This window comes from Pseudoalteromonas sp. 0802 (assembly GCF_013350085.1).
Lineage (GTDB): Bacteria > Pseudomonadota > Gammaproteobacteria > Enterobacterales > Alteromonadaceae > Pseudoalteromonas.
Genome location: NZ_JABVXE010000001.1, coordinates 701,492 through 725,415, shown reverse-complemented (window position 1 = coordinate 725,415; position 23,924 = coordinate 701,492). Strand labels below are relative to the sequence as shown.

The 23,924-nt window shown below is 42.3% G+C and carries 20 protein-coding genes; 8 read left to right on the top strand and 12 right to left on the bottom strand.

Annotated elements, in window-relative coordinates; translation table 11 throughout:
- The first annotated feature begins 2 nt into the window (after positions 1–2).
- The 5 genes from dnaX (at position 3) to adk (ending at position 6,360) form a co-directional block, all read left to right on the top strand.
- Positions 3–2,456 carry a DNA polymerase III subunit gamma/tau gene (gene dnaX / locus HUS61_RS03305; RefSeq protein ID WP_175082179.1) on the top strand — a complete coding sequence of 818 codons (2,454 nt, stop codon included), beginning with the start codon at positions 3–5 and terminating at the stop codon, positions 2,454–2,456.
- 59 nt (positions 2,457–2,515) lie between these two features.
- Positions 2,516–2,842 (top strand): YbaB/EbfC family nucleoid-associated protein, encoded by a 327-nt coding sequence (locus HUS61_RS03300; RefSeq protein WP_054551547.1) that lies wholly within the window; start codon positions 2,516–2,518, stop codon positions 2,840–2,842.
- 10 nt (positions 2,843–2,852) lie between these two features.
- Positions 2,853–3,461 (top strand): recombination mediator RecR, encoded by a 609-nt coding sequence (gene recR, locus HUS61_RS03295; protein ID WP_054551546.1) that lies wholly within the window; start codon positions 2,853–2,855, stop codon positions 3,459–3,461.
- 161 nt (positions 3,462–3,622) lie between these two features.
- The gene (htpG, locus tag HUS61_RS03290; RefSeq protein ID WP_175082180.1) at positions 3,623–5,536 is read left to right on the top strand and encodes a molecular chaperone HtpG; all 1,914 of its coding nucleotides are present in this window, start codon (positions 3,623–3,625) and stop codon (positions 5,534–5,536) included.
- A gap of 179 nt (positions 5,537–5,715) precedes the next feature.
- The gene (gene adk / locus HUS61_RS03285) at positions 5,716–6,360 is read left to right on the top strand and encodes an adenylate kinase (RefSeq protein WP_036967590.1); all 645 of its coding nucleotides are present in this window, start codon (positions 5,716–5,718) and stop codon (positions 6,358–6,360) included.
- 80 nt (positions 6,361–6,440) lie between these two features.
- Here the strand turns inward: adk and tpx are convergent, their stop codons facing one another.
- Positions 6,441–7,022: a thiol peroxidase gene (gene tpx / locus HUS61_RS03280; protein WP_175082181.1), complete on the bottom strand. Its 582-nt coding sequence runs from the start codon at positions 7,020–7,022 to the stop codon at positions 6,441–6,443.
- 205 nt (positions 7,023–7,227) lie between these two features.
- On the opposite strand from tpx, the gene HUS61_RS03275 reads away from it, so the two are divergent.
- Together HUS61_RS03275 and HUS61_RS03270 are read left to right on the top strand one after the other, a co-directional pair.
- The gene (locus HUS61_RS03275; protein ID WP_175079076.1) at positions 7,228–8,232 is read left to right on the top strand and encodes a response regulator; all 1,005 of its coding nucleotides are present in this window, start codon (positions 7,228–7,230) and stop codon (positions 8,230–8,232) included.
- 3 nt (positions 8,233–8,235) lie between these two features.
- Complete coding sequence (locus HUS61_RS03270; RefSeq protein WP_175082182.1) at positions 8,236–9,198, top strand: diguanylate cyclase; 963 nt, start codon at positions 8,236–8,238, stop codon at positions 9,196–9,198.
- A 55-nt stretch (positions 9,199–9,253) separates the two neighbouring features.
- Here HUS61_RS03270 and HUS61_RS03265 read toward each other — a convergent pair whose 3' ends face one another.
- From HUS61_RS03265 to HUS61_RS03245, 5 genes are all read right to left on the bottom strand, one after another.
- Positions 9,254–10,135 carry a universal stress protein gene (locus tag HUS61_RS03265; RefSeq protein ID WP_175082183.1) on the bottom strand — a complete coding sequence of 294 codons (882 nt, stop codon included), beginning with the start codon at positions 10,133–10,135 and terminating at the stop codon, positions 9,254–9,256.
- A gap of 6 nt (positions 10,136–10,141) precedes the next feature.
- Positions 10,142–11,656: a SpoVR family protein gene (locus HUS61_RS03260; RefSeq protein ID WP_175082184.1), complete on the bottom strand. Its 1,515-nt coding sequence runs from the start codon at positions 11,654–11,656 to the stop codon at positions 10,142–10,144.
- Positions 11,657–11,676: 20 nt separating this feature from the next.
- A complete protein-coding gene (locus HUS61_RS03255; RefSeq protein WP_130167088.1) occupies positions 11,677–12,963 on the bottom strand; it encodes a YeaH/YhbH family protein in 1,287 nt (428 codons plus the stop codon).
- Between the two features lie 26 nt (positions 12,964–12,989).
- Positions 12,990–14,912 carry a PrkA family serine protein kinase gene (locus tag HUS61_RS03250; RefSeq protein ID WP_054551538.1) on the bottom strand — a complete coding sequence of 641 codons (1,923 nt, stop codon included), beginning with the start codon at positions 14,910–14,912 and terminating at the stop codon, positions 12,990–12,992.
- Between the two features lie 239 nt (positions 14,913–15,151).
- Entirely contained in the window at positions 15,152–15,733 is a 582-nt protein-coding gene (locus HUS61_RS03245; RefSeq protein WP_054551537.1) for a superoxide dismutase, read from the bottom strand.
- A 264-nt stretch (positions 15,734–15,997) separates the two neighbouring features.
- Between HUS61_RS03245 and HUS61_RS03240 the strand changes: the two genes are divergently transcribed.
- Positions 15,998–16,336, top strand: a complete 339-nt coding sequence (locus tag HUS61_RS03240; RefSeq protein ID WP_054551536.1) for a Grx4 family monothiol glutaredoxin — start codon at positions 15,998–16,000, stop codon at positions 16,334–16,336.
- Positions 16,337–16,391: 55 nt separating this feature from the next.
- On the opposite strand, the gene HUS61_RS03235 is transcribed toward HUS61_RS03240, so the two are convergent.
- The 6 genes from HUS61_RS03235 to HUS61_RS03210 form a co-directional block, all read right to left on the bottom strand.
- A complete protein-coding gene (locus tag HUS61_RS03235; RefSeq protein ID WP_175082185.1) occupies positions 16,392–17,684 on the bottom strand; it encodes a PAS domain-containing sensor histidine kinase in 1,293 nt (430 codons plus the stop codon).
- The gene (locus HUS61_RS03230; protein ID WP_175082186.1) at positions 17,684–19,012 is read right to left on the bottom strand and encodes a sigma-54 dependent transcriptional regulator; all 1,329 of its coding nucleotides are present in this window, start codon (positions 19,010–19,012) and stop codon (positions 17,684–17,686) included. The genes HUS61_RS03235 and HUS61_RS03230 overlap by 1 nt, the downstream gene beginning before the upstream one ends.
- A gap of 81 nt (positions 19,013–19,093) precedes the next feature.
- On the bottom strand, positions 19,094–20,299 hold the full coding sequence (locus tag HUS61_RS03225) for an ABC transporter permease (RefSeq protein ID WP_175079081.1): 1,206 nt from the start codon (positions 20,297–20,299) through the stop codon (positions 19,094–19,096).
- Positions 20,300–20,310: 11 nt separating this feature from the next.
- The gene (locus tag HUS61_RS03220; RefSeq protein ID WP_175079082.1) at positions 20,311–21,624 is read right to left on the bottom strand and encodes an ABC transporter permease; all 1,314 of its coding nucleotides are present in this window, start codon (positions 21,622–21,624) and stop codon (positions 20,311–20,313) included.
- Positions 21,625–21,626: 2 nt separating this feature from the next.
- Positions 21,627–22,334 (bottom strand): ABC transporter ATP-binding protein, encoded by a 708-nt coding sequence (locus HUS61_RS03215; RefSeq protein ID WP_054551528.1) that lies wholly within the window; start codon positions 22,332–22,334, stop codon positions 21,627–21,629.
- A 21-nt stretch (positions 22,335–22,355) separates the two neighbouring features.
- Positions 22,356–23,609, bottom strand: a complete 1,254-nt coding sequence (locus tag HUS61_RS03210) for an efflux RND transporter periplasmic adaptor subunit (protein ID WP_175082269.1) — start codon at positions 23,607–23,609, stop codon at positions 22,356–22,358.
- Positions 23,610–23,924: the final 315 nt, after the last annotated feature.

The window sequence follows — 23,924 nt, the reverse complement described above, 5'->3', positions numbered from 1 at the left end:
TAATGAGTTATCAGGTTCTGGCAAGGAAATGGCGACCACAAACCTTTCACGAGTTAGTGGGGCAGTCTCATGTTAAACAGGCATTGGTTAATGCATTAACACAAAATAGACTCCATCATGCTTATCTCTTTACTGGAACCCGTGGGGTGGGTAAAACAACCATTGCACGTATATTCGCTAAAAGCCTCAACTGCGATAAGGGTATCTCTGCTGAGCCATGCGGCCAATGTTCAAGTTGTACTGACATAGAAGCAGGCCGTTATATCGATTTATTAGAAATCGATGCGGCATCACGTACCAAAGTAGAAGATACCCGCGAAATCCTTGATAACGTTCAATACGCACCAACACGTGGTCGTTACAAGGTATACCTAATCGATGAAGTTCACATGCTGTCAAAGCACAGTTTCAATGCATTACTTAAAACATTGGAAGAGCCCCCAGAGCATGTGAAGTTTTTATTAGCGACAACCGATCCGCAAAAACTGCCAGTGACGATTTTATCGCGTTGCTTACAGTTTAATTTAAATGCTTTGTCGCAATCAGAAATTCATGATCAGCTTGCCCATGTTCTTAATCAAGAACAGCTAAGTTTTGATGATAAATCATTGTCTATTTTAGCTAAGGCAGCCGATGGTAGTATGCGTGATGCACTGAGTCTTACAGACCAAGCAATTGCGCAAACCAATGGCAATATTAATCATCAGGCTGTGCAAACTATGCTTGGCTTGATGGATACTCAATATAGCCAAACCATGTTAGCAGCGTTATTGTGCCAAGATGGCGATGCGTTACTTCAAGAAGTAAAAGCGGTCGTTAGCCGAAACCCTAACTTTGTAGCCTTGCTCGACGATTTAATTGCCCTGACGCATCTTATTCAGCTTGTGCAACTTGTGCCTAGTGCAGCGGCACTTGATGATACTAACCGAGATTTTATTGAGCAGGTGGCACAAACCACTGATGCACAGCAGATGCAGGTTTACTACCAATTGCTATTAAATGGAAAAAAAGATTTGCAATGGGCACCCGATGCTAAACTTGGCTTTGAAATGATCATGTTGCGACTGCTTGCATTCCAACCTACGCAATTTGCACAAAGCCAAACACCAACGAATACCCAGCAACAGGTTAAGCCAAGTGGTGCCGGTGCACTGCGTGATATTTTGAAAAAATCTACGGCGCAACGTGAACAAGCAGCTTCAGAGCAAGCACCAGTTGCACATAGCTCTGCACAGACAACTGCTGTTCCTTCAGAGCCACAGCCAACACAAGCTGAGCCTATTCAAGCAGAACCTAATCAAGCTGCCAAGGCAGAAACGGCACATAGCCATGAGCCTGCCCAGCAAGTTGAAGCAACAGCAGTAGAGCAGCCTGGTGTTGGTCAACAGCCTCAGCAATCAGTTGAAACTGCAATGGTTGCTGAAGTTCAACCAGCGCCTCAACAGCAAGAGCAAAGCCACTCAGAGCAAGTGCCTGCAGCTGAGTACTCATCACCAGAGTATTCTTCGCAAGATTACATGGACGATCATGATGCAGAAATGGACTCATCACTTGCTGCGCAATACGATGATGTGATGAATAGCGCCTATGATCAGGGCTTTACTGCCAATGAAGCATCTGCGCCTCAGCAACAGCAAACTGCACCTGCACAATTACAACAGCAGCAAAGTCAGGCGCAGTCAGCCATTGCTCGTATTTTACAAGACCGCAATATTTCAGGTGCCGGGCGTTTAAGTGGTGCAGCAACACAAACTAATGCTAAAGCAGAACCACAGCCTGAAGCTAAGCCCAAAGCAGAGCCGCCAGCGCAACAAAGCACAGCCACGACCAACATTCAGCCTCAGCAGCAAGCAATGGCTGCTGAAGTAAAAAAGCCCATCCCCCAGCAAACGGGGGAGAGCAGTAGTAAAGTAAAAAAAGTCGACTTTCGAGAAAAGCATCAAACAATCACCGAAAACTTAGCGCCAGAGTTACTTGAGCAGATCAATCCACAAAAAGCGCCAGAGCCAGTAGTTGAAGAAGCCAGTATTCCGATACCTGATGATTTTGAAAGCCCGATCAGCAGTATTAAATTTGCACATGAACAAGACGAATGGGCGTATTTAATTAAACGCATGGGACTGGGTGGTCGCATGCGCCAATTTGCGCTGCATTCAATCTTTACCAAGCAGAATAATCAGCTGCACATTGAAGTTGATTCATCACAGCGCCATTTAGATAGCGCAGTGCTTAGACAAAAGCTCAATGCTGCATTGAGTGAAATTTACGGCCATAATGTTGAGCTTAGTATCGAGTTTGCTGATGGCGTAATTGATTCACCGTACTTGATTCAACAAAAAATTGATGCGGGACGTCACCAACAAGCGATTGATGTAATAAATAGCGATGAGAATATAGTGCAATTTCAGCAGTTATTTAGCGCTATAATCGATGAAAACAGTATTCAGGCATTGTAATTAGTTACAATAGCCCTTATCTTCATGCCAATTAAAGTAGTTTAGAAAGAGAGACAGTTATGTTTAAAGGTGGAATGGGTAACATGATGAAGCAAGCGCAGCAAATGCAAGAGCGCATGCAAAAAGCCCAAGAAGAAATCGCAAACCTTGAAGTTGTAGGTGAAGCAGGTGCAGGCCTAGTTAAAGTAACTATGCTTGGTAACCACAATGTTCGTCGTGTTGAATTAGATGACAGCCTAATGGAAGACGACAAAGACATGATCGAAGATTTATTAGCGGCAGCGTGTAACGATGCTGTACGTCGTGTTGCTGAAGAAACTCAAGAGCGCATGAGCAAAGTAACTGGCGGTATGCAATTACCACCAGGTATGAAAATGCCATTCTAAGTGATTTTGTATGCAACTATCTCCTAGTTTAACACAGCTAATAGAAGCGCTACGATGCCAGCCGGGCATAGGTCCTAAGTCGGCACAGCGCATTGCTTTTCATTTGCTTGAGCGTGACCGTCAGGGTGGTAAACAGCTTGGTCATGCATTAACCAAGGCAATGGATGAAGTAGGGCACTGTCAATCTTGTCGTACTTTTACAGAGCAAGCGGTATGCGATATTTGTTCAAGTGTTAAACGCCAAGATAGTGGTTTATTGTGTGTGGTTGAATCACCAACCGATGTACTCGCTATTGAGCAAACTGGTCAATACCAAGGTCTTTACTTTGTTTTAATGGGTCACTTGTCGCCAATTGATGGCATAGGACCAAAAGAAATTGGCCTTGATATTCTTGAAAGCAAGTTGCAACAAGGCGGCATTAATGAGGTGATCCTCGCAACCAATCCAAGTGTTGAAGGTGAAACCACTGCCCACTACATTGCTGAGCTTTGTCATAAGTATCAGGTTGGTGCATCTCGTATTGCTCACGGTGTCCCTGTCGGTGGAGAGCTCGACTTGCTCGATGGTATGACATTGATGCACGCATTTAGCGGACGACGCGCCGTAAACCAAAACTAATACCGAAAATGGTATCAAAAGCCTGCTTTAAGCAGGCTTTTTTGTGTATAGCTCCCCAATTTAGCCGTAAATTTAATTTTTTGCCTTGAAGTTCAAAAAGCCTGCCCCATATAAAGACTCATAGTGCAGATTAGACACTTTGTTAATTGGAGATTTACACAATGACTGCAGCACAAAAAGAAACATTAGGCTTTCAAACAGAAGTCAAACAACTATTAAACCTGATGATTCACTCTCTTTACTCTAATAAAGAGATTTTCCTACGTGAGCTTGTATCAAACGCGTCAGATGCGGCAGATAAATTACGTTTCCTTGCGCTTTCTAATGGCGATTTATACGAAAACGATGCGGAATTAAAAGTACGTATCAGCGCCGATAAAGACGCAAACACGGTCACCATTACTGATAACGGTATTGGTATGAGTCGTGAAGATGTGATCAATTCACTAGGTACAATTGCAAAATCAGGCACCGCAGAATTTTTCCAAAACCTAACTGGTGACCAAAGCAAAGATTCACAATTGATTGGTCAATTTGGTGTTGGTTTTTACTCAGCATTTATCGTTGCTGACAAAGTTACCGTGCGTACGCGTAAAGCAGGTGAAAGCCAAGGTATTGAATGGCAATCTGCAGGCGAAGGTGAGTACACATTACAAGAGATTGATAAACCATCACGTGGTACTGAAATCATTCTTCACCTTCGTGAAGACGAAACAGAGTTTGCTGATGAGTTCCGTCTACGTAGCATCGTCACTAAATATTCAGACCATATTTCTATTCCAGTAGAAATGTATAAAGCAGAAGTACCTGAATCAGAAGGTCCTGACGGCGAGAAGATTCCAGCACAGCCAGGCGAGTGGGAAGGTATTAACCGCGCGACAGCACTATGGACTCGTGATAAGTCAGAAGTAACAGACGAAGAGTACAAAGAGTTTTATAAGCATATCGGCCATGATTGGGAAGAGCCACTAAGCTGGGCACATAACAAGGTTGAAGGTAAAACAGAATACACCAGCTTGTTATACATCCCGAAAAAAGCACCTTTCGATTTATGGAACCGCGAACGTCAATCAGGTTTGAAACTGTATGTGCAACGCGTTTTCATTATGGATGATGCTGAGCAGTTCATGCCAAGCTATTTACGCTTTGTAAAAGGTTTACTTGATTCAAACGACTTACCACTAAATGTGTCGCGTGAAATCTTGCAAGACAACAAAGTAACGCAAGCAATCCGTAAAGGGTGTACATCGCGCGTACTTAAGATGCTTGAGCGTATGGCGAAAAACCGCGAAGAGGATTACCAAACGTTCTGGAACGAATTTGGTCAGGTGTTGAAAGAAGGCCCTGCTGAAGATGCTGCTAACAAAGAAGCGATTGCTAAGCTACTGCGTTTTGCCTCTACACATACTGATGAAAGCACTCAAAATGTATCGCTTGAGCAATACATTGAGCGTATGAAGCCAGAGCAAGACAAAATCTACTATGTAGTTGCTGATTCATTTGCTGCTGCGAAGAACTCACCACACCTAGAGATCTTCCGTAAGAAGGGCATCGAAGTATTGCTTCTAAGCGACCGTGTTGATGAGTGGATGATGAGCTACTTAACAGAGTTCAACGAAAAATCGTTCCAGTCAATTACCCGTGGTGACTTAGATTTAGGCAACATGGATGACGAAGAAACGAAAAAAGCGCAAGAAGAGTCAGAAAAAGAAGTTGCTGGCCTAGTCGAGCGTATTAAAACAGCACTAGGTGATAACGTTAAAGACGTACGCTTTACGCACCGTCTAACTGACTCGCCTGCATGTGTTGTTGCTGATGAGCACGATATGAGCTCGCAAATGCAAAAGTTAATGGAATCAGTTGGTCAAACAGTGCCTGAGCAAAAGCCAATTTTTGAGCTTAACCCAGAGCATCAGCTTGTTAAACACCTAAATGTTGAACAAGACGAAGACAAGTTTGCTCAGTGGTCACAAGTACTTCTAGATCAAGCATTACTGGCTGAGCGCGGTACTTTAAAAGACCCTGCAGGCTTTGTAACTCGTTTGAACAAACTTATGCTAGATTTAAGCAAATAAGCGTTTTAGCGCAATGAGTTGGAAAAGGGAGCAAGGCTCCCTTTTTTATTGCTGCTAATATAGGCAATTGGTATAAGTTACTTGAGGTATAGCTTCAGTTGTGGAAGAATTCAGGCTCTAAAAACAAAACTCCACTGATCGACCATTTTTAAGATTAGTATCACACAGAGGACAATGATATGCGCATTATTCTTTTGGGCGCGCCGGGTGCAGGTAAAGGTACTCAAGCTCAGTTTTTGATGGACAAATACGGTATTCCACAAATTTCTACGGGCGATATGCTGCGTGCAGCAATCAAAGAAGGTACACCACTTGGTCTTGAAGCTAAAAAAGTAATGGATGCAGGTCAATTAGTATCTGACGAAATTATTATCGGTCTAGTTAAAGAGCGCATTGCTAAGCCAGATTGCGAAAAAGGTTTCTTACTAGACGGTTTCCCTCGTACTATTCCTCAAGCAGATGCAATGAAAGAGAATGGCGTGGTAGTTGATCACGTTATCGAATTTGACGTTGCTGATGAAATCATCGTTGAGCGTATGGGCGGCCGTCGTGTCCACCCTGGCTCTGGTCGTGTTTATCACGTTGTTTATAATCCACCTAAAGTTGATGGCAAAGATGACATCACAGGTGAAGACCTAATCATTCGTGATGACGACACTGAAGAAACAGTTCGTAAGCGTTTAGGTATTTACCACGACCAAACTAAACCATTAGTTGATTACTACCAAGCTGAAGCGAAAGCAGGCAACACTCAGTACCACAAATTAGACGGTACTCAAGCTGTTGAAGCTGTTAGCCAACAACTTGGTGAGCTTTTAGGTTAATTTACCTTTTAGAATCACAAATAAAAAACCGCCTCTGGGCGGTTTTTTTGTGTCTGTCTCACTGCAAGTAAAATTGAGCTTTACAGTTTCTTTAATGCCGCAATAGCACTGTCGTAATCAGGCTCTTTTGAAAGGTTATCGACAAGCTGCTTGTAAACGATGTTATGTTCTTTATCGAGCACAAATACGGCGCGGGTTAACAAGCCCATATCTTTGATAATCAAACCATAGTTCTTACCAAAGTCACGCCATACTGAGTCAGATAAAGTCACTACTTTGTCTATATTCTCCGCTTTACAAAAACGCTTCTGTGCGAACGGTAAGTCTGCGCTTAAGGTTAGCATCGCCACACTTGGGTATTCTGAAGCTACTTTTTCATTAAAGTGTTTGGTTTGAATACTACATACACCGGTGTCTAAACTTGGCACAACGCTTAAAAGCACGGCTTGGCCTTGATAGTTGTCTAGTGTGACTGGCGTAAAGCTGCCATCTACTACTTTAAAATTAGGCGCTTTTTGACCAACTTCAACACCTTGTCCTAGTAAAGTGACTGGCTTAGACTGGGCAGAAACCTTACCAGCATCTAAACTATTTTCTGATAAATCACCTGCATAACTAAACGTGCACACTGCACCTAATGCAAATATAAGTGGACGTAACATAATAAGATTCCTTCAAATTAACGCATTTAACATCAGTGTATTATACTCATGAGGTGGCTCCAAGGATTAGTACAATTTAAAATTGTAAATAACCAGTAGTTTGATTAACATGTGTTCGTGACCCTATTTTTTATATATAAAAATAAGAATAAAGTTGCTAGGCTAATTTGCGTCTAGTTAAAAAGTACGGATTTAGAGAGAGAGTATGTCAACATCGGTATTAGTTTGTGATGATTCAAAGTTAGCTCGTCGACAATTAGCACGCTCTTTACCCGATGATTGGGATATTAAAGTTGAGTTTGCTGAAGACGGTGTTCATTGTATTGAGCAAATCAAAAAAATTCAGCCTGAAATACTGTTTCTCGATTTAAACATGCCTGAAATGGATGGCTACGAAGTACTTCAAGCTATTCAAGAACAAGACCTTCATGTTCTTACCGTGGTTGTGTCTGGTGATATTCAGCCTAACGCTCACCAACGTGTGCTTGAGTTAGGCGCTATCGACTTTATTCAAAAACCTTGCTCTGCAGAAAAGCTTGCTAATATCATCGAGCACCATGGCATTAAAGATAAAGCCATGCGTGAGCGCCTTGCTAATAAGCTAGGTGAGCAAGTTGACCCTGATGTACGTGACATCTATCAAGAGCTCACAAACGTGGCTATGGGGCAAGCAGGGGACTTATTAGCGCGTCTTCTTAATGTATTCGTTAAGCTTCCTATTCCTAATGTAAATGTATTAGAGGTAAATGAGCTCGATATGGCTTTACGCTCGATTGATGCGAATGCCACTACATCTGGTGTGTGCCAAGGTTTTATCGGTGGTGGTGTATCTGGTGAAGCCTTATTGCTATTGAATGATTCAAGTTTTAAAGAAATTGCGTCACTTATGAATTACGAAGGCGAGCTTAACGATAAAGTTGAGCTTGAGCTGCTGATGGATGTCAGCAATATTCTAATTGGCGCGATTTTAACTGGGCTTTCTAAACAGCTCGATATGCGTTTTAGCCAAGGTCATCCTGTGGTGCTAGGACAGCATTGTGATGTGACCGACTTAGTAAAAGCCAATAAATCTCGCTGGCAACGAACGCTGGCGATTGAGATCAGCTATGGCATCGAAAATCATAATATTAACTGTGATTTGATGTTGCTGTTCACCGAGGACTCATTAAAAACCCTTAAGTACAAAGTAGCTTATTTATTAGAAGACTAAACTATGCCTGCAGCCGATTTTAATATGAATGAACTCCATTGGTTAATGGATATGTTTAATACCGTTGATGTAGGCCTAGTGGTGCTCGATAGAGACTACAAAGTATGCATCTGGAATGGGTTTATGGAAAACCATTCCGGCTTATTGCCAAGCGCGGTGAAAGATAAAGACCTGTTTGACTTATTTCCATCAATTGATGAAAAATGGTTTCGCAGCAAATCTGAGTCTGTGTTCATTCTAAATAATCGCTCGTTTACTATTTGGGAGCAGCAGCCGTATATTTTCCGTTTTAAAAATTACCGTCCGATTACCGGTAAAGCGGATCATATGTATCAAAATGCCACTTTTATTCCGCTGACGACGACCACAGGTGAAGTATCGCATATCTGTATCATTATCTATGATGTAACCGATGAAGCGGTGAATAAAAAAGAGCTAGAAGAAGCCAACAGTAAGCTTGAACAAATGAGCCGTACCGATGCACTTACTAAGCTTACTAACCGTGGTTATTGGGAAGAAAAGCTACGCAAAGAATACATGCGCATAGTGCGTAGTGGCGGGTGCAGCACCTTGTTAATGTTTGATATTGATCACTTTAAAAAGGTGAATGATGAGCATGGCCATCGTGGCGGTGATGAGGCGCTGCGTCATATTGCAGACTTACTACGTAAAACTCTACGTGAAACAGACTTAGCAGGTCGCTATGGCGGTGAAGAGTTTGCGGTAACCTTGCTTGATACTGATCATCAAGGTGCACATATCTTTGCTGAGCGACTAAGAACACTGATTGAGAACTCATCAATTTACTTTGATGGCAAACAAATTCAACTGACGGTCAGTATTGGTTTTGCGTGCTTCGACGAGAAGTTTGATCGCTACGAAAAGTGGGTTGAAGCAGCCGATAAAGCCTTATATCACTCAAAAGAAAACGGCCGTAACAAGGTCACAGCTTATACAGATTTATAAACAAACAAGGGGCAAATAAGCCCCTTTTTGATATCAACTTGGTTAAGTTTGCGGGTTAAACCCCAAGTGGCGGTAGAACAAGAATATCTGTTTTAAGTAGCTTCATGACTTTTTCGGCAGTATTACCAATTAAATGACCTTTAATACCCGTATTACCCACCGACCCCATAATCACTAAGTCTGCATTTAATTTAGCTGCAACACTTGGGATCACTTGCTCAACGACACCGGCTTTGATTTTAAGCTTGTCTTTTAAGTCGTGCGCTTCGATTAAGGTACGCTGTGCTACGGGTAGCTTTTCAAAGGCGTTAATCACTTGCTCATCTGAAAATACAATGCCTAAATCACGTAAAAACGGCGATACATGTACGGTATAACAAGCGTAAAACTCGCTGTCGTAGTCTTTAGCATAGGCTAAGCCTGCTTTGATAATTGCTTCGTTTAAACAGTATTTAGTCGCCTTTTCGCTGCCTAAATCAAGGGCTGCCAGTACATTGGTATTGTTACGCCACTTGTTATCGGCGGCTAAATAAAGCGGTAGTGGACTAAAGCGAATAAGCTGCCAGTCTAGCTCTGTAAATTGCGTTTCTTCGTCGATGTGGCGAGTTTTAATCACCATTTCATAATCTGACGTATCAAGCTCATTGGCTAGCCACTGTACTGGGCTTTCATGCCACAGGGTTTGCAAAGTATAGCTACCATCAACTAAATGCTCACTGATAAGTGGACCAAGTGCTGCACGGACTTTAGCGAGCTCTTTGTCTTGAATAGCGAGCGCTTCATCAGGTGGAATAGAGAATAAAATGTTATTGGTGTCTTCGTAGCTAAAAGCAACAATATCAATATGCTTCACGCCTTTGGCTTTTTGCTTTGCATGTAATATAGACGTTTTAGCATCGGCTGTAGAGTCGATGATCACCAGTATTTTTTTATTCATTTTTGGCTACTCTGTTGTGTGTCGGGTATCACTGCTTGGGCATTCACCCAATAATGAAACTTCACCTGTTGCGGTTTCTTGTTCCAGTTTTACCTTAAAGCCCCATAGCCTGTAAAGGTGTTTTAACACTTCATCTTTGGATTTAGCTAACGGAATATTGTTATGCGGTACATAACGCAGAGTAAGTGAACGATCTCCTCTAATATCAACATTATACACTTGAATATTTGGTTCGTGATTACTTAGATTGTATTGTGCCGACAGGGTTTCACGAACCTGGTGATAGCCCATTTCATCATGGATGGCGCCGACATTGAGGGTCGGCTCTTTTTCATGATCAATAATGGTAAACAACTTAAAATCACGAATAATTTTTGGCGATAAAAACTGGCTAATAAAGCTCTCGTCTTTAAAGTTTTGCATTGCAAAATGCAGGGTATCTAACCAATCGCTGCCGGCATACTCCGGAAACCATTTCTTGTCTTCTTCTGTTGGGTTTTCACAAATACGGCGAATATCAACCATCATGTTAAAGCCAAGAGCATAGGGGTTGATCCCTGAATAATAATTGCTGTTGTAGGGCGGTTGATACACCACATTGGTGTGACTTTGCAAAAACTCGAGCATAAAGGCATCGGTGAGCTTACCTTCATCGTACAGGTGGTTCAAAATGGTATAATGCCAAAACGTAGCCCAGCCCTCATTCATCACTTGAGTTTGTTTTTGTGGGTAAAAATATTGCGAAATTTTACGCACAATTCGAATTATTTCTCGTTGCCATGACTCAAGTAGTGGGGCATTTTTTTCGATGAAGTACAAAATGTTTTCTTGTGGCTCTTCTGGAAAACGGCGCTCACGCTTTTTCGACTCTTGCTGCGAAGTAGGGATTGTGCGCCACAACTCGTTGACTTGTGATTGTAAGTAGTCTTCACGTTCTTGTTGGCGTTTTTGTTCTTCAAAAAGTGAAATACGTTGCGGGCGTTTGTAGCGGTCAACACCATAATTCATTAACGCATGGCATGAATCAATCAGGTTTTCGACCTCGGTAATACCGTATTTCTCTTCGCACTTGGCAATGTAATTTTTGGCAAATAATAAGTAATCGATAATTGAGCTGGCATCAGTCCAGGTTCTGAATAAGTAATTGCCTTTAAAAAATGAGTTGTGACCATAGCAGGCGTGGGCCATTACCAAGGCTTGCATAGGCAGGGTGTTTTCTTCCATTAAATAGGCAATACACGGGTCTGAGTTAATAACTATTTCATAAGCAAGGCCCATTTGCCCACGTTTATAGTTTTGCTCTGTTTGAATGAATTTTTTACCATACGACCAGTGGCTGTAGCCAATCGGCATACCCACACTCGAATAGGCATCCATCATTTGTTCAGCAGTGATCACCTCAATTTGATTCGGGTAGGTATCGAGCTTATAAATTTTCGCTACCCGTTCAATCTCAGTTTGATACTCTGTTAGTAGATCAAATGTCCAATCAGGACCGTCGCTAATACGTTTATCGGCCATACTTTACCTCACTGGCAAGGCTATGCGGCGCCTTGCTGCTGACGATTCTTTTTAAATAATTCACGGAAAATAGGGTAAATGTCCTCAACGCCACGAATGTGTTGCATGGCAAAATTGTCGTGGGTTTGCACTATTGATTGATACTCTCGCCATAAACTTTGATGAGCACGGGCAGTAATTTCGATATAGGCGTAATAGCGCACCGCCTTTAACAGTTTATTTCGTAAGATTTCACCACAGTTTGGCGAATCATCAGCCCAGTTATCGCCATCAGAGGCTTGCGCTGCGTAAATGTTCCACTCTTCAGGGTTATAACGTTCAGCGATGATTTCGTTCATCAGTTTTAATGCACTTGATACTATGGTGCCACCCGTTTCTTGAGAATAGAAAAACTCTTGCTCATCGACTTCTTTCGCTTGGGTATGATGGCGAATATAGACAACTTCTATATTTTTGTAGCTACGAGTTAAAAATTGATAAAGCAGAATATAAAAGCGTTTTGCCATGTCTTTCGTTGCTTGATCCATCGAGCCAGACACATCCATTAAACAAAACATCACAGCTTTGCTTGTTGGGTGTGGTTGCTTTTCATAATTACGAAAACGTAAGTCGTAATTATCAATAAATGGCACTGCTTTAATGCGGTTTTGCAGCTCCTCAATTTGTCGTTCAAGTAAAGCAATTGCCGCCTTGTCTGGCTGCTCTTCAGCTTGTAGCAGAGCGAGCTGACCCTCAAGCTCTGCAAGGTGACGTTTTTTTCCTGCAGTCATTGCCACTCTTCGAGCAAGCGAGCCTTGCAATGAGCGAACAATATCAATATTGCTTGGCATGCCGTCGTTACAAAAACCAGCGCGATGGGTTTTCATTTGCACCAGTTTATCGAGCTGGTTTTGCTGCAGGTTAGGCAGTTCAAGATCTTCGAACAGTAAATCTAAGTATTCATCTTTTGAAATAGAAAATACAAAGTCGTCTTGTCCTTCACCAGAGTCACTGGCTTCACCTTCGCCGCTACCACCACCTTGACCGCCTCCTTGCGGGCGCTTGATTTTGTCGCCCGTAGAGAATTGGTCATTGCCTGGGTGGATCTGTTCACGGTCGCCACCACGTCCTTGATGAAAAATAGGCTCACTGATATCACGCTGCGGAATAGAGATACTCTCGCCGCTGGTGGTATCGGTTACGCTGCGCTTATTAATGGCATCAGATACCGCTTCTTTAATCTGTTTTTTATAACGCCTGATGAACCGTTGACGATTCAAGGTACTTTTGTTTTTTCCATTCAGGCGTCGGTCAATAAAATGCGCCATAACAACCCCCTTAAAACAAACGTTTTTTACTGCGATTTTCTAACGCGTAAATACCATTCAGAAAGTAAACGTACTTGTTTTTGGGTATAGCCTTTCTCAACCATACGATTGACAAAGTCTTCGTGTTTTTTCTGATCTTCAGCCGAGGTTTTCGCATTGAAGGAAATAACCGGCAGCAGATCTTCGGTATTTGAGAACATTTTCTTCTCAATAACTGTGCGAAGTTTTTCGTAGCTGGTCCAAAGCGGATTCTTGCCTTGGTTGTGGGCACGCGCCCGCAGTACGAAATTAACTATCTCATTACGGAAATCTTTAGGGTTTGAAATACCCGCAGGTTTTTCAATCTTCTCAAGCTCTGCGTTAAGCGCTGCACGGTCAAATAACTGGCCGGTATCTGGGTCACGGTATTCTTGATCTTGGATCCAAAAATCTGCATAAGTGACGTAGCGGTCAAAGATGTTTTGCCCATATTCTGAGTACGATTCTAAATAGGCTGTTTGTAACTCTTTCCCGATAAACTCTACATACTGAGGAATGAGGTATCCTTTCAAGTGGCTTAAGTAACGCTCTTCAACATCGGCGGTAAATTGCTCTCGCTCAATTTGCTGTTCAAGAACATAGAATAAGTGCACTGGGTTGGCTGCCACTTCAGTGGTATCGAAGTTAAATACCCGCGATAGGATCTTGAACGCAAAGCGAGTAGAAAGCCCTGTCATGCCCTCATCAACACCCGCGTAATCGCGGTATTCTTGATACGACTTCGCTTTCGGATCAGTATCTTTTAAGCTTTCGCCATCATACACCCGCATTTTTGAATAAATACTTGAGTTTTCTGGCTCTTTAATACGCGAAAGAGTGGTAAATTGTGCCAGTGTTTTTAATGTGCCCGGTGCACAAGGTGCATCATGTAATTCACTGTTTTCAAGAAGCTTATTGTAAATCTTAACTTCTTCAGACACACGTAAACAATAAGGCACTTTGACGATGTAAACACGGTCTAAAAATGCTTCATTGTTTTTGTTGTTCTTAAATGTTTGCCACTCAGATTCATTTGAGTGAGCTAAAATCATGCCATTAAACGGCAGGGCGCTAATGCCTTCTGTGCCGTTGTAATTGCCTTCTTGCGTTGCTGTAAGCAGTGGGTGTAGCACCTTGATTGGCGCTTTAAACATTTCCACAAATTCCATTAAGCCTTGGTTCGCTAAACAAAGTGCACCTGAGTAGGCATAGGCATCAGGGTCGTTCTGTGCAAAGTGCTCAAGCTGGCGAATATCGACTTTACCCACTAACGCTGAAATGTCTTGATTGTTTTCATCGCCAGGCTCTGTTTTCGCAATCGCGACTTGATTTAAAATAGATGGGAAGCGCTTAACCACTCTAAATTGGCTAATATCACCGTTAAATTCGCTTAAGCGTTTTGCAGCCCATGGTGACATCACTGTTTTTAAATAACGCGGTTTAATGCCATATTCTTTTTCTAATAGCTCAGCGTCTTCATTTGGGTCAAATAACGCTAAAGGGTGGTCGTTAACAGGCGAGCCTTTGATTGAGTAAATAGGTACCTGCTGCATTAAGTATTTTAGCTTTTCAGCAATAGATGATTTACCGCCACCTACCGGTCCAAGTAAATACAGGACTTGCTTACATTCTTCTAAGCCTTGCGCAGCATGTTTTAAATAAGAGACGATTTGTTCAATGGCATCTTCCATACCATAAAAATCGTGAAATGCAGGGTAGCGTGCGACTACGCGATTAGAAAACAGCCTGCTTAAACGCGCATCGGTTGATGTGTCGATAATCTCCGGCTCACCGATGGCCATTAATAGCCGCTCAGGTGCGCTGGCATAAGCTGATTTATCCTTCTTACAGATCTCGAGAAATTCCTCAATACTGTATTCTTCTTCTTGCGCTGCTTCGTATCGTGATTGGTAATGCTCAAAAATACTCATAGAGACCTCCGAAAACCCGCTAAAATGACGTGTAATTAGATTAAGAGAAAAGCAAAGGCTAATTAAAGCTTAGTCACGATTTTGAATTTTTGCGCAAGAAAATTAAGAATTTAATTGAAAAAAGCTCATCTTGATTACGCTTTTTGGCTGAGGGTTTGGCTGCGACTTAGAAGGGGCGTGCACTGGCAATAAAAAAGACGCCGAAGCGTCTTTTTTTGATTACTGCTAGTAACAGAAGATTAAGCGAAGTTAGCGTTCGCGAAGTCCCAGTTAACTAATGCCCAGAAACCTTTTAGGTAATCTGGACGAACGTTACGGTAATCGATGTAGTAAGCGTGTTCCCAAAGATCCACAGTTAGGATTGGAGTAACACCTTCGTCAGTTAAAGGCGTTGCAGCATTTGATGTGTTAACGATATCAAGTGTGCCGTCAGCTAGTTTAACTAACCAAGTCCAGCTTGAACCGAAGTTGTTTACTGCTTTGTCGTTTAACGCTTCTTTGAATGCGTCGAAAGAACCCCATTTAGCGTTGATCGCGTCAGCGATTGCGCCTGTAGGCTCGCCACCGCCGTTTGGAGATAGGCTGTTCCAGTAGAACGTGTGGTTCCAGATTTGTGCAGCATTGTTAAATACGCCACCTTCTGAAGAACATACGATTTCTTCTAGAGATTTGTTTTCGAATTCTGTGCCTGGGATCAGACCGTTTAATTTCACAACGTAAGTGTTGTGGTGTTTACCGTGGTGAAACTCTAGAGTCTCTTTTGAAATATGTGGCTCTAATGCATCGATTGCGTATGGTAGTGACGGTAGTTCAAATGCCATTTTTTATCTCCATCTTCTTGGTTGATAGTCCACTCAGTTATAGGTAATAGCAAGGTAAACCGCGTACTTCCCTATACCAAGTGGTATTATAGTGTTACTATAATTGTTGAGTATTTTACTCAAGTTTTAGCAAACAGCAATGCTATTGCTAAAGACTATTTAAAATTGTGGCTACGAATGCCGATTTTAAGTTATATATCTGAGGCCACAGTGAAACTTTTTCAAGGCCAATGTAGTAAGCCAATGTCTTTTTTGAGGTTGTAAATGGAAACCATCGATAAAATTAAACAGCAAATTTCTGAAAATCCTATCCTTCTTTACATGAAAGGATCACCAAAGTTACCTAACTGTGGTTTTTCTTCACAAGCATCACAAGCACTTATGGCGTGTGGTGAGCAGTTTGCTTACGTTGACATTCTACTTAACCCAGATATCCGTGCAGAGTTACCTGCATACGCAAACTGGCCAACTTTCCCACAACTATGGGTAGAAGGCGAGCTTATCGGTGGTTGTGACATTATCATCGAAATGTTTCAACGTGGTGAATTACAGCCACTAATCACTGAAACAGCAGCAAAGTACAAAGAAAAAGACGCTGAATAATTATATTTAGTGTAGAGAAAAGCCGCTGATTGCGGCTTTTTTTATATCAAGTTTTTCAAGCTGGCAGCAAAACATGCACGCTTAATCCACCTTGCTCGCGGTTATGTAAGCTAATTTGCCCGTGGTGCGCTTCAACTATTTCTCTGCACAGTGCTAGCCCCAAGCCACTGCCTGTTGCTTTGGTCGAGTAAAAGGGAATAAGTGCGTTCGCCATTACAGCTTCACTCATACCTTTGCCTTTATCACTCACCGTGATGTGTGTGCCACTTGCTTCTTGTTGCACAGTTAAGCTGACATCTTCTGGGTTTGAACCCGATTCATAGGCATTTTTTAATAGGTTTATAAGTAACTGTTCGAGCTGAGTGTGATCAGCATCAGTTGTTACACGTTCATCAAGTAATACTTCAACCTGCCACTGACTTTTTAATGGCTCAATCAGCGTTGGCCAGTTAATCGTTGATAGTTGAGGGGTGGGTAACTTAGCAAATTTGCCATAGCCTTGTACAAACTCATTAAGGTGTTTTATGCGCTCTTCAATGGTGGTAAATACCCGTTTTAAACGAGGTTCATCGACTTCTTTCGTTAAAAGTTGCGCACTATGGAGCATAGATGACATTGGCCCTAGTGAGTTGTTAAGCTCATGGCTAATAATACGAATAACTTTTTTCCATACCTCAACTTCTTGGCGGCTTAGTTCACGGGTCAGTTGTTTAAAAACATACAGTTGATGAAACTGATTATTAAGCAATAATCGGCCTGTTGCCATATGCCAAGTTTGTGATTCTTGGTCTGCTTTGTCGAGGGTAAATAAACCATCAACGCCTTTGTGTATGGCACGCGTTAATTGCTCGCAGCTTGAATCTAGTAAGTTTTCAAGCTTGGCGCCTTCAAGGGCTGATTTAGCATCAAGTAAGCTGCGGGCACTGTGGTTGCTATAAACAATAAAGCCTTGGTCGTTAGTCAAAAGCACGGCTTGTGGCGAGCTTTGCAGTACTTTGTCGAGCATCAACTCACGCTGATAAATCCATTGTTTTTCTTGGCGAAGCTGTTTTGCGGTTTGGTTATAAAGCCGGCATAAATCACCAAGTTCATCGCTGCCATCATAAGCTAATAATGTAGCCAGCTCACCATCTTTAAAATTAAGCAGCCCGGTTTCGAGTGAGTTCATACCATCAATGAGCGGAGATGATAATTGGGCGGCAAAAAATCCGCTGATCAAAGCGCAAGCGAGCAGGGCTAATAGGCTGTAAAGCAAGCTTATGCCCGCAAAATAACAAACCAATATAAGCGGCAAGGTAGACGCTGCAATACACAAAGTTATGATTTTATATCGAAACGAAAAACGCATTAGTACTCAATCTTAAATTTATCAAGCCTGCGATAAAGCGCTTGGCGGCTTAAGCCAAAATGGCGAGCGACTTTAGCAATCACACCTTTGTACTCGCGCATGGCAAGCTCAATCTCTTGTTTGTTAGGCTCTGCTCTTGTTTGTGTTGGGCTGTTTGTTTCAACTTGTAAGCCAAAATCAGCAAGCTCAATCACTCCTGTGGGTTTTAAAACGCCAGCGCGTTTACAGGCATTTTCAAGCTCACGAACATTACCCGGCCAGCTATGGGCGAGCAGGGCTTTTTCTGTACTTAGTGACAGTGTGCGCTCAGGTAAAAAGTGTGCGACCAAAGCTAAAATATCATCGGGGCGATGGGCAAGGCTTGGTAAATTTAACTCAATTACATTTAAGCGGTAGTAAAGGTCTTCTCGAAATTGACCTGCTTTAATTGCATGGCTTAAATCTTCATTGGTTGCTGAAATCACACGCACATTCACTTTACGTGTTTGTGTTGAACCTAAACGTTCAAATTCACCGGTTTGTAAAATGCGTAATAATTTCATTTGCCCAGAAAGTGGCAAGTTACCAATTTCGTCTAAAAATAGGGTGCCACCATCGGCCGCTTCAAAACGACCAATGCGCTGTTTAGTAATACCTGTATAGGCGCCAGCTTCTGCACCAAATAACTCAGCCTCAATAAGCTCGCTTGGTAAAGCACCCGCATTAACAGTGATAAAGGGTTTATCTGCTAATAATGAATTGGCCTGTATTATTTGCGCAATGCGCTCTTTACCACTGCCGTTGGGGCCTGTGATCAGCACTGAAATATCCGATTTAGAAACTTGAATCGCAAGATTAACAATGTGCTCCATAGCGGTACTTTTATAAACCAAGCCCACCAAATTTGCTTGTTGTACAGATGCGTCACGCTCTTGCTGGTGGCGGGTAAAAGTCTCGTTTTGCTGTTTTGCTTTACCCAGCTCGATTAGGTTATTTACACAAGTAAGTAGCTTGGCATCATCCCATGGTTTTGGTAAATAATCAGCAGCCCCTGCTTTGACAAGTTCAACGGCAATAGAAAGCTCTGTCCATGCGGTGATCAAAATAATCGGTAGGTGAGGATTAATGTCTCGTAAGGCATAAAAAAGTTCTTTGCCTTCTTCGCCGGAAGTGGTGTCGGCGGTAAAGTTCATGTCTTGAATAACAAGCGCTATGCGTTGGTATTGTACGGCTTGAATTGCCTCAAACGGGTTACTTGCTGTAACAACATCAAAGCCGTGAATTTCGAGTAATAACGACAATGCATCCAAAATTGCTGGGTTATCGTCGACGATAAGTATTTTTTCCATATTATTGTTTTAGTTATTTTCCTAATAAGGGTGCAAGATGAATGCTACACTGTTAATCCAGTGTAGCATAGGTTGGGAGAACTAAATGGTTCGAGTTGCAATGCTCGGTGAGATATTCGCAGCCCGTTTTGCAGGGGCAAGTACCGCTAATAAACTCATAGCGAACACTGCCAGCGCAGTAGCAAGTACGTAGCTAATATCAAGCTGAGCAATTGAAAAGTGCTGCATCAGTAATTGCCCTAAATACACGGCAGCAATCACACCAATCACTAAACCAACTATACATATCATGGCGTTTTCAACTAAGAAGTAGCTGATGATGGCAGATTTTCTGGCGCCTAAAGCGCGGCGAGTGCCTATTTGTTTAGTACGCTTACTAATATTGAACAGCGTTAGGCCGAAAATACCGAGGGCCGTCACCAACACTAAAATAGTAATAAGTACAATCAGCATGCGCATCATTAATGTATCTTCAGCCATGTATGACTCTTTATCGTCATCTAAGCCACGAATGCGAGAAATAACACGTTTGTTGTAGTTTTTCAGCATGGCTTCTTCAACACGGTTCATGACCGATTGACGTTGACCAGGCTCTGTTCTAACCACAAAGCGTGCATTTGTACCAGGCTTAATAAAAGGCAGCAGTGCTACGTTATCTGGGCGGCTGTCTTTAAGCCATGGGCCTTTCATAAGATCAATTACACCAATTATTTTCATTGGAATATCACCAAAATAGACAGTTTGCCCTAAACCATTGCCGTCAGGGAACAGCTCATCAAGTAGAGTTTTAGTGACAACGGTTACTTTTGAAAGCTCATCATAGTTATCGGTAACGATCACTTCGTCTTCGGTGTAGTTACGCCCAGCAATGAGTTTTACACCATAAGTATTGATACCATGCTCATCGATAAACATGTAAGAGCTACGCGCTGATTTACTCTCTTCAGGTGCTGGCTTTAAACTAAAATCTGACGAAGAGCCACTGCCCGAAAGCGGTGTATTACTTGAATAAGCAGCATCAACTACACCAGGTATTTGACGAAGCATGGCTTCATCAAGCTCATATTGCTGAGACGGTGACACATCTTTGCCAAACATCATGACATTAAAAACGAAAATGTCTTGTTCAGGATAGCCAGTCTCTTGGCTTAAATAGCTAATTCTGTCTTGAATAATAAACGCTGCGTTACTGACAATCGCAGTGGTGATGGCAATTTGGATCAGTAATAAAATAGCGCCAACTTTTGAGCGGCATAAGGCGTGAAAGATAGGTTTAATTTCTAACATGGGTGTCTTCCTTATTGGCTCTTAAGATAAATAGCAGGGTTGGTTTTACATACCAGCCAAGCAGGGTACAGACCCGCTATCACACAGGTGCTAATTGCAATCACCGGTGCGCTGAGTAGCATGGTCAAATCCATAGTGGCTAAGCTTTGGTAGTAGCTATAGCTTTGACGTACGCCTAATAAGCCCACTTGCGCCAAAATAATTCCGAAGATGCCACCTAAGAAACCTAACATCGCGACCTCAACAATATGTTGAAAGAATATTTGGCGTTTGCTGGCACCTAATGCACGGCGCACACCGACTTCCGGAGCGCGGCGTAAAAATTTCGCTAGTAATAAACCTAAAATATTGGCAAGGCATACTGCTAAAAACATAAAGCTTAGGCCAACCAGAATTTCGTTGTCTTCGCTAACGACATTGTTGTACTGCATCCACTCATTTACATCGCGTAAGGTAGCGGTTAATTTTTCGCGGTTAAAACGACCTAGCTTTTGTTGTTCTTGCATATAGGCCATTAAAAAGTCTTGGTAAGCTTGCTTTTCTGCAGGAGTTTTTAGTTCAACCCAAAATTGTAACCACACCATTTCTGAATTGAGTTTATCGTTAAAGGTATTGGTTTTTTCGTGCTTCCAACCATTGGTATTACCCCAGTTTTCAAGCTCTCGTGCTTTCATTAGGCTAAATGGTAAAAATAGTTGCTCGGTCTTATTAAATGCACCGTTGTTCAGATCATAGTATTTGGTGGTGATATCCCAATCATCAATCACGCCAATAACTTCGTAGCTGGCATCATCGAGGTACACCATTTTGCCGACAGGGTTTTCACCTGCGAATAGTTTGTCGTTTAATTCTTTATTGATCACCACAACAGGGGCCGCATCGGCTTCTTGTTGCGCGCTCCAAACCCCACCGTAAATAAACGATAGGTTAAACATATCGAAAAAATCAGGCGTGGTTAGGCGTGCTTGTCCAATAAATGGTTTAACTTTATCTGAGTCTAAATAAACCGAAAAACCCGTTCTAACCATAGTGACACGTTTACCACCTGCTTTGGCTTGATTAAGGTTAACGGCATCTTGATAAGTTAATTGCAGTGGCATGTTATCGACAGTCCACCACGTACGGCCTTCATCCATGGTTTGTAACTGTACAGAATAAAGGTCGCTACTTTTTTCAGGAATAGGATCTGCCGACATCATGTGATACACAGATAAGCTTGTCATGGTTACGCCAATACCAATGGCAATGGCCAATACCATTAAAAAGCTCACAAGTGGCGTGCGCTTAAAGCTGCGCCAGCTTAAATCTAAATAATGAAGGAACATGGTTACACTCCAGCCGCTTTAAGGTTTTGAGTGCCTTGATACAAGGTGAAGTCAGCTAGTTGGCCGTCAACAACTTGGATGTTACGTGGTGCTCTGCGGGCAAGCTCTGGATCATGGGTAACCATGATGATAGTAGCGCCATCACGGTTGATTTGTTCAAGTAGCTCCATCACTTGACGCGCCATTAAGCTATCTAAATTACCGGTTGGCTCATCGGCAAGTAAAAAACGCGGTTCACCAGCAAGGGCTCTGGCAATAGCGACACGTTGTTGTTGACCACCAGAAAGTTGTTGCGGTAAGTGTTTAGCGCGTGATGCTAAACCAACTTGCTCTAGGCATTGCTCAATTCGGCGCTTACGCTCAGCAGCTTTAATACCGCGATAACGCAGTGGTACTTCAATATTTTCATAGAGGTTCAAATCTGGAATAAGGTTGAAGCCTTGGAAAATAAAACCAATTTTTTGATTACGAAGATCTGCACGCTGGTTGTCGTTTAGTTTACCCACATCAATACCGTCTAACATGTATTGGCCTTCGCTAAATGGTTCTAACATACCGGCGATGTTTAAAAATGTGGTTTTACCTGAGCCACTTGGGCCCGTTACGGCAATAAATTCACCTTCTTCTACTTGGAGATTAAAGTCACGAAGGGCATGTGTTTGTACCATATCTGTTTGATACACTTTGCTGATGTTGTTCATTGTAAGCATGTTGATTATTCCTTTTATTTGTTAGCGTAAAACCAGTGTGGGTGCTTTTTTAAAGCGATCGTAGTTTGAGATAATTAACTTATCGCCAGGCTCTACACCTTCAATTATCTCAACAGCATTGATACTGCTTGCACCGGTTTTTATATCGATTAAATAAGCCATGTCACCGTCAACTTTATAAGCATGGGTGCCACCTTGTTGTAAGAATGCGCCGCGTTTTACTTGTAATACATCGTCGCGATTCTCTAGTAAAATACGTGCGGTTAAGCGTTGGTTTTGGCGAATGCCAGAAATCTCATTGTCAAAGCGTACGCGGGTTGTGACCTCGCGATTATTTACTTCAGGTGATATAGCCGATAGGGTACCTGTGACATGACGAGCACCTAAAGTAAGCTCAACTTGCATACCAAGACCCAGCTCATTGGCGTAGCTTTCTGGTACTTGCAGTTCTGCTTCAAAGTTACTTAAATCGACCAATGTCATTAGTGGTTGGCTTTGTGTGACCGCTTCTTTTTGTTGCACTAATAAGTTACCCACAATGCCGCTTACACTTGCGGTAATAGTGAGTTCATTTACTTGTCTGAGTAAGTCATCAACAATTAGTTGCTGACGTGCCAGATCACGCTCTGCTGCTTTTAGCTCAAATGCGAGGGTATCTTTAGCTAAGCTGACTTCTTGCTTGGCGTGCTTATATGAAAGCTTGGCACGAGCTAAGTCATCAACGGCTTTTTCTAAATCTATTTGGCTAATTAAATGTTTTTCGATTGAGATTTTAGCTCGGCGGTTTTCTCTATCTGCGGCATTGAGTTCAACTTGCGCTAAATCTAGTGCTTTAGTCAGGCTTAGTTTTTGTCTGCGCGCTTCAAGTTGCTTGCGTTGTAATTCGCCTTCTAATCGCGCTAATACTGATTGTTGCTGTTTTAGTTCGTTAGTTAGCTCAGGGCTGGTTACGGTTGCGATCACTTCATTTACTTCAACGCTGTCACCGGCTTTTACTTTTAAATCGACAAAGCCGCGTTCAGGGCTGTAAACCTTTGGCGCATTAGCTGCAACGATTTTACCGCTTGCTGCCACATCTCTGGTGAGTGTCTTTTGGCTTACCTCACTAATTTGTAGGCTTGCTACATCAACCGAAATGCTGCCATCGTTACTGGCGAATAATGCTTGAAAGCCGAGCGCACCAACAAGTATTACACCTGCAGCTATTATTATTGGCTTTTTAATGGTGTTTTTCTTGGCCACGGTAATATCTTGGGCACTGGTATCCTTAATCATCATAACTCCTTACGATTCTCAAAACACACAATCATGAAGCCAACGGCAAGCATGGTAAGTGGAGAAGCCATAAACAAACTGATAGTGAACATTTTGAAATCCTCAATTTCGCTGATGTCTTATCTATACCAGTAGCGTGCCAGTTTTTAATTTATTGATTTTTAATGATTTTATGTTTGATTGGTGAGTTAAAGCCTGTCCGCGGACAGAAAAAGTGTCCGCAGCGGACACTTTTAGATTGCTGATTGTTGACGCAAGGGTAAAGAAACTCAGTCATTGCGACTAAGGTAGTCTGCTCAGATGCATAGTTTGTAA

What these genes read in the sequence shown, in the direction of transcription:
- recR (WP_054551546.1), top strand. Translation starts at nt 2,853, where the DNA reads ATGCAACTATCTCCTAGTTTAACACAGCTAATAGAAGCGCTACGATGC.
- HUS61_RS03250 (WP_054551538.1), bottom strand. Translation starts at nt 14,912, where the DNA reads ATGAGTATTTTTGAGCATTACCAATCACGATACGAAGCAGCGCAAGAA.
- HUS61_RS03220 (WP_175079082.1), bottom strand. Translation starts at nt 21,624, where the DNA reads ATGTTCCTTCATTATTTAGATTTAAGCTGGCGCAGCTTTAAGCGCACG.
- HUS61_RS03275 (WP_175079076.1), top strand. Translation starts at nt 7,228, where the DNA reads ATGTCAACATCGGTATTAGTTTGTGATGATTCAAAGTTAGCTCGTCGA.
- tpx (WP_175082181.1), bottom strand. Translation starts at nt 7,022, where the DNA reads ATGTTACGTCCACTTATATTTGCATTAGGTGCAGTGTGCACGTTTAGT.
- HUS61_RS03300 (WP_054551547.1), top strand. Translation starts at nt 2,516, where the DNA reads ATGTTTAAAGGTGGAATGGGTAACATGATGAAGCAAGCGCAGCAAATG.
- HUS61_RS03225 (WP_175079081.1), bottom strand. Translation starts at nt 20,299, where the DNA reads ATGTTAGAAATTAAACCTATCTTTCACGCCTTATGCCGCTCAAAAGTT.
- HUS61_RS03215 (WP_054551528.1), bottom strand. Translation starts at nt 22,334, where the DNA reads ATGCTTACAATGAACAACATCAGCAAAGTGTATCAAACAGATATGGTA.
- HUS61_RS03265 (WP_175082183.1), bottom strand. Translation starts at nt 10,135, where the DNA reads ATGAATAAAAAAATACTGGTGATCATCGACTCTACAGCCGATGCTAAA.
- HUS61_RS03245 (WP_054551537.1), bottom strand. Translation starts at nt 15,733, where the DNA reads ATGGCATTTGAACTACCGTCACTACCATACGCAATCGATGCATTAGAG.
- HUS61_RS03240 (WP_054551536.1), top strand. Translation starts at nt 15,998, where the DNA reads ATGGAAACCATCGATAAAATTAAACAGCAAATTTCTGAAAATCCTATC.
- HUS61_RS03270 (WP_175082182.1), top strand. Translation starts at nt 8,236, where the DNA reads ATGCCTGCAGCCGATTTTAATATGAATGAACTCCATTGGTTAATGGAT.
- HUS61_RS03255 (WP_130167088.1), bottom strand. Translation starts at nt 12,963, where the DNA reads ATGGCGCATTTTATTGACCGACGCCTGAATGGAAAAAACAAAAGTACC.
- adk (WP_036967590.1), top strand. Translation starts at nt 5,716, where the DNA reads ATGCGCATTATTCTTTTGGGCGCGCCGGGTGCAGGTAAAGGTACTCAA.
- htpG (WP_175082180.1), top strand. Translation starts at nt 3,623, where the DNA reads ATGACTGCAGCACAAAAAGAAACATTAGGCTTTCAAACAGAAGTCAAA.
- dnaX (WP_175082179.1), top strand. Translation starts at nt 3, where the DNA reads ATGAGTTATCAGGTTCTGGCAAGGAAATGGCGACCACAAACCTTTCAC.
- HUS61_RS03235 (WP_175082185.1), bottom strand. Translation starts at nt 17,684, where the DNA reads ATGCGTTTTTCGTTTCGATATAAAATCATAACTTTGTGTATTGCAGCG.
- HUS61_RS03260 (WP_175082184.1), bottom strand. Translation starts at nt 11,656, where the DNA reads ATGGCCGATAAACGTATTAGCGACGGTCCTGATTGGACATTTGATCTA.
- HUS61_RS03210 (WP_175082269.1), bottom strand. Translation starts at nt 23,609, where the DNA reads ATGATTAAGGATACCAGTGCCCAAGATATTACCGTGGCCAAGAAAAAC.
- HUS61_RS03230 (WP_175082186.1), bottom strand. Translation starts at nt 19,012, where the DNA reads ATGGAAAAAATACTTATCGTCGACGATAACCCAGCAATTTTGGATGCA.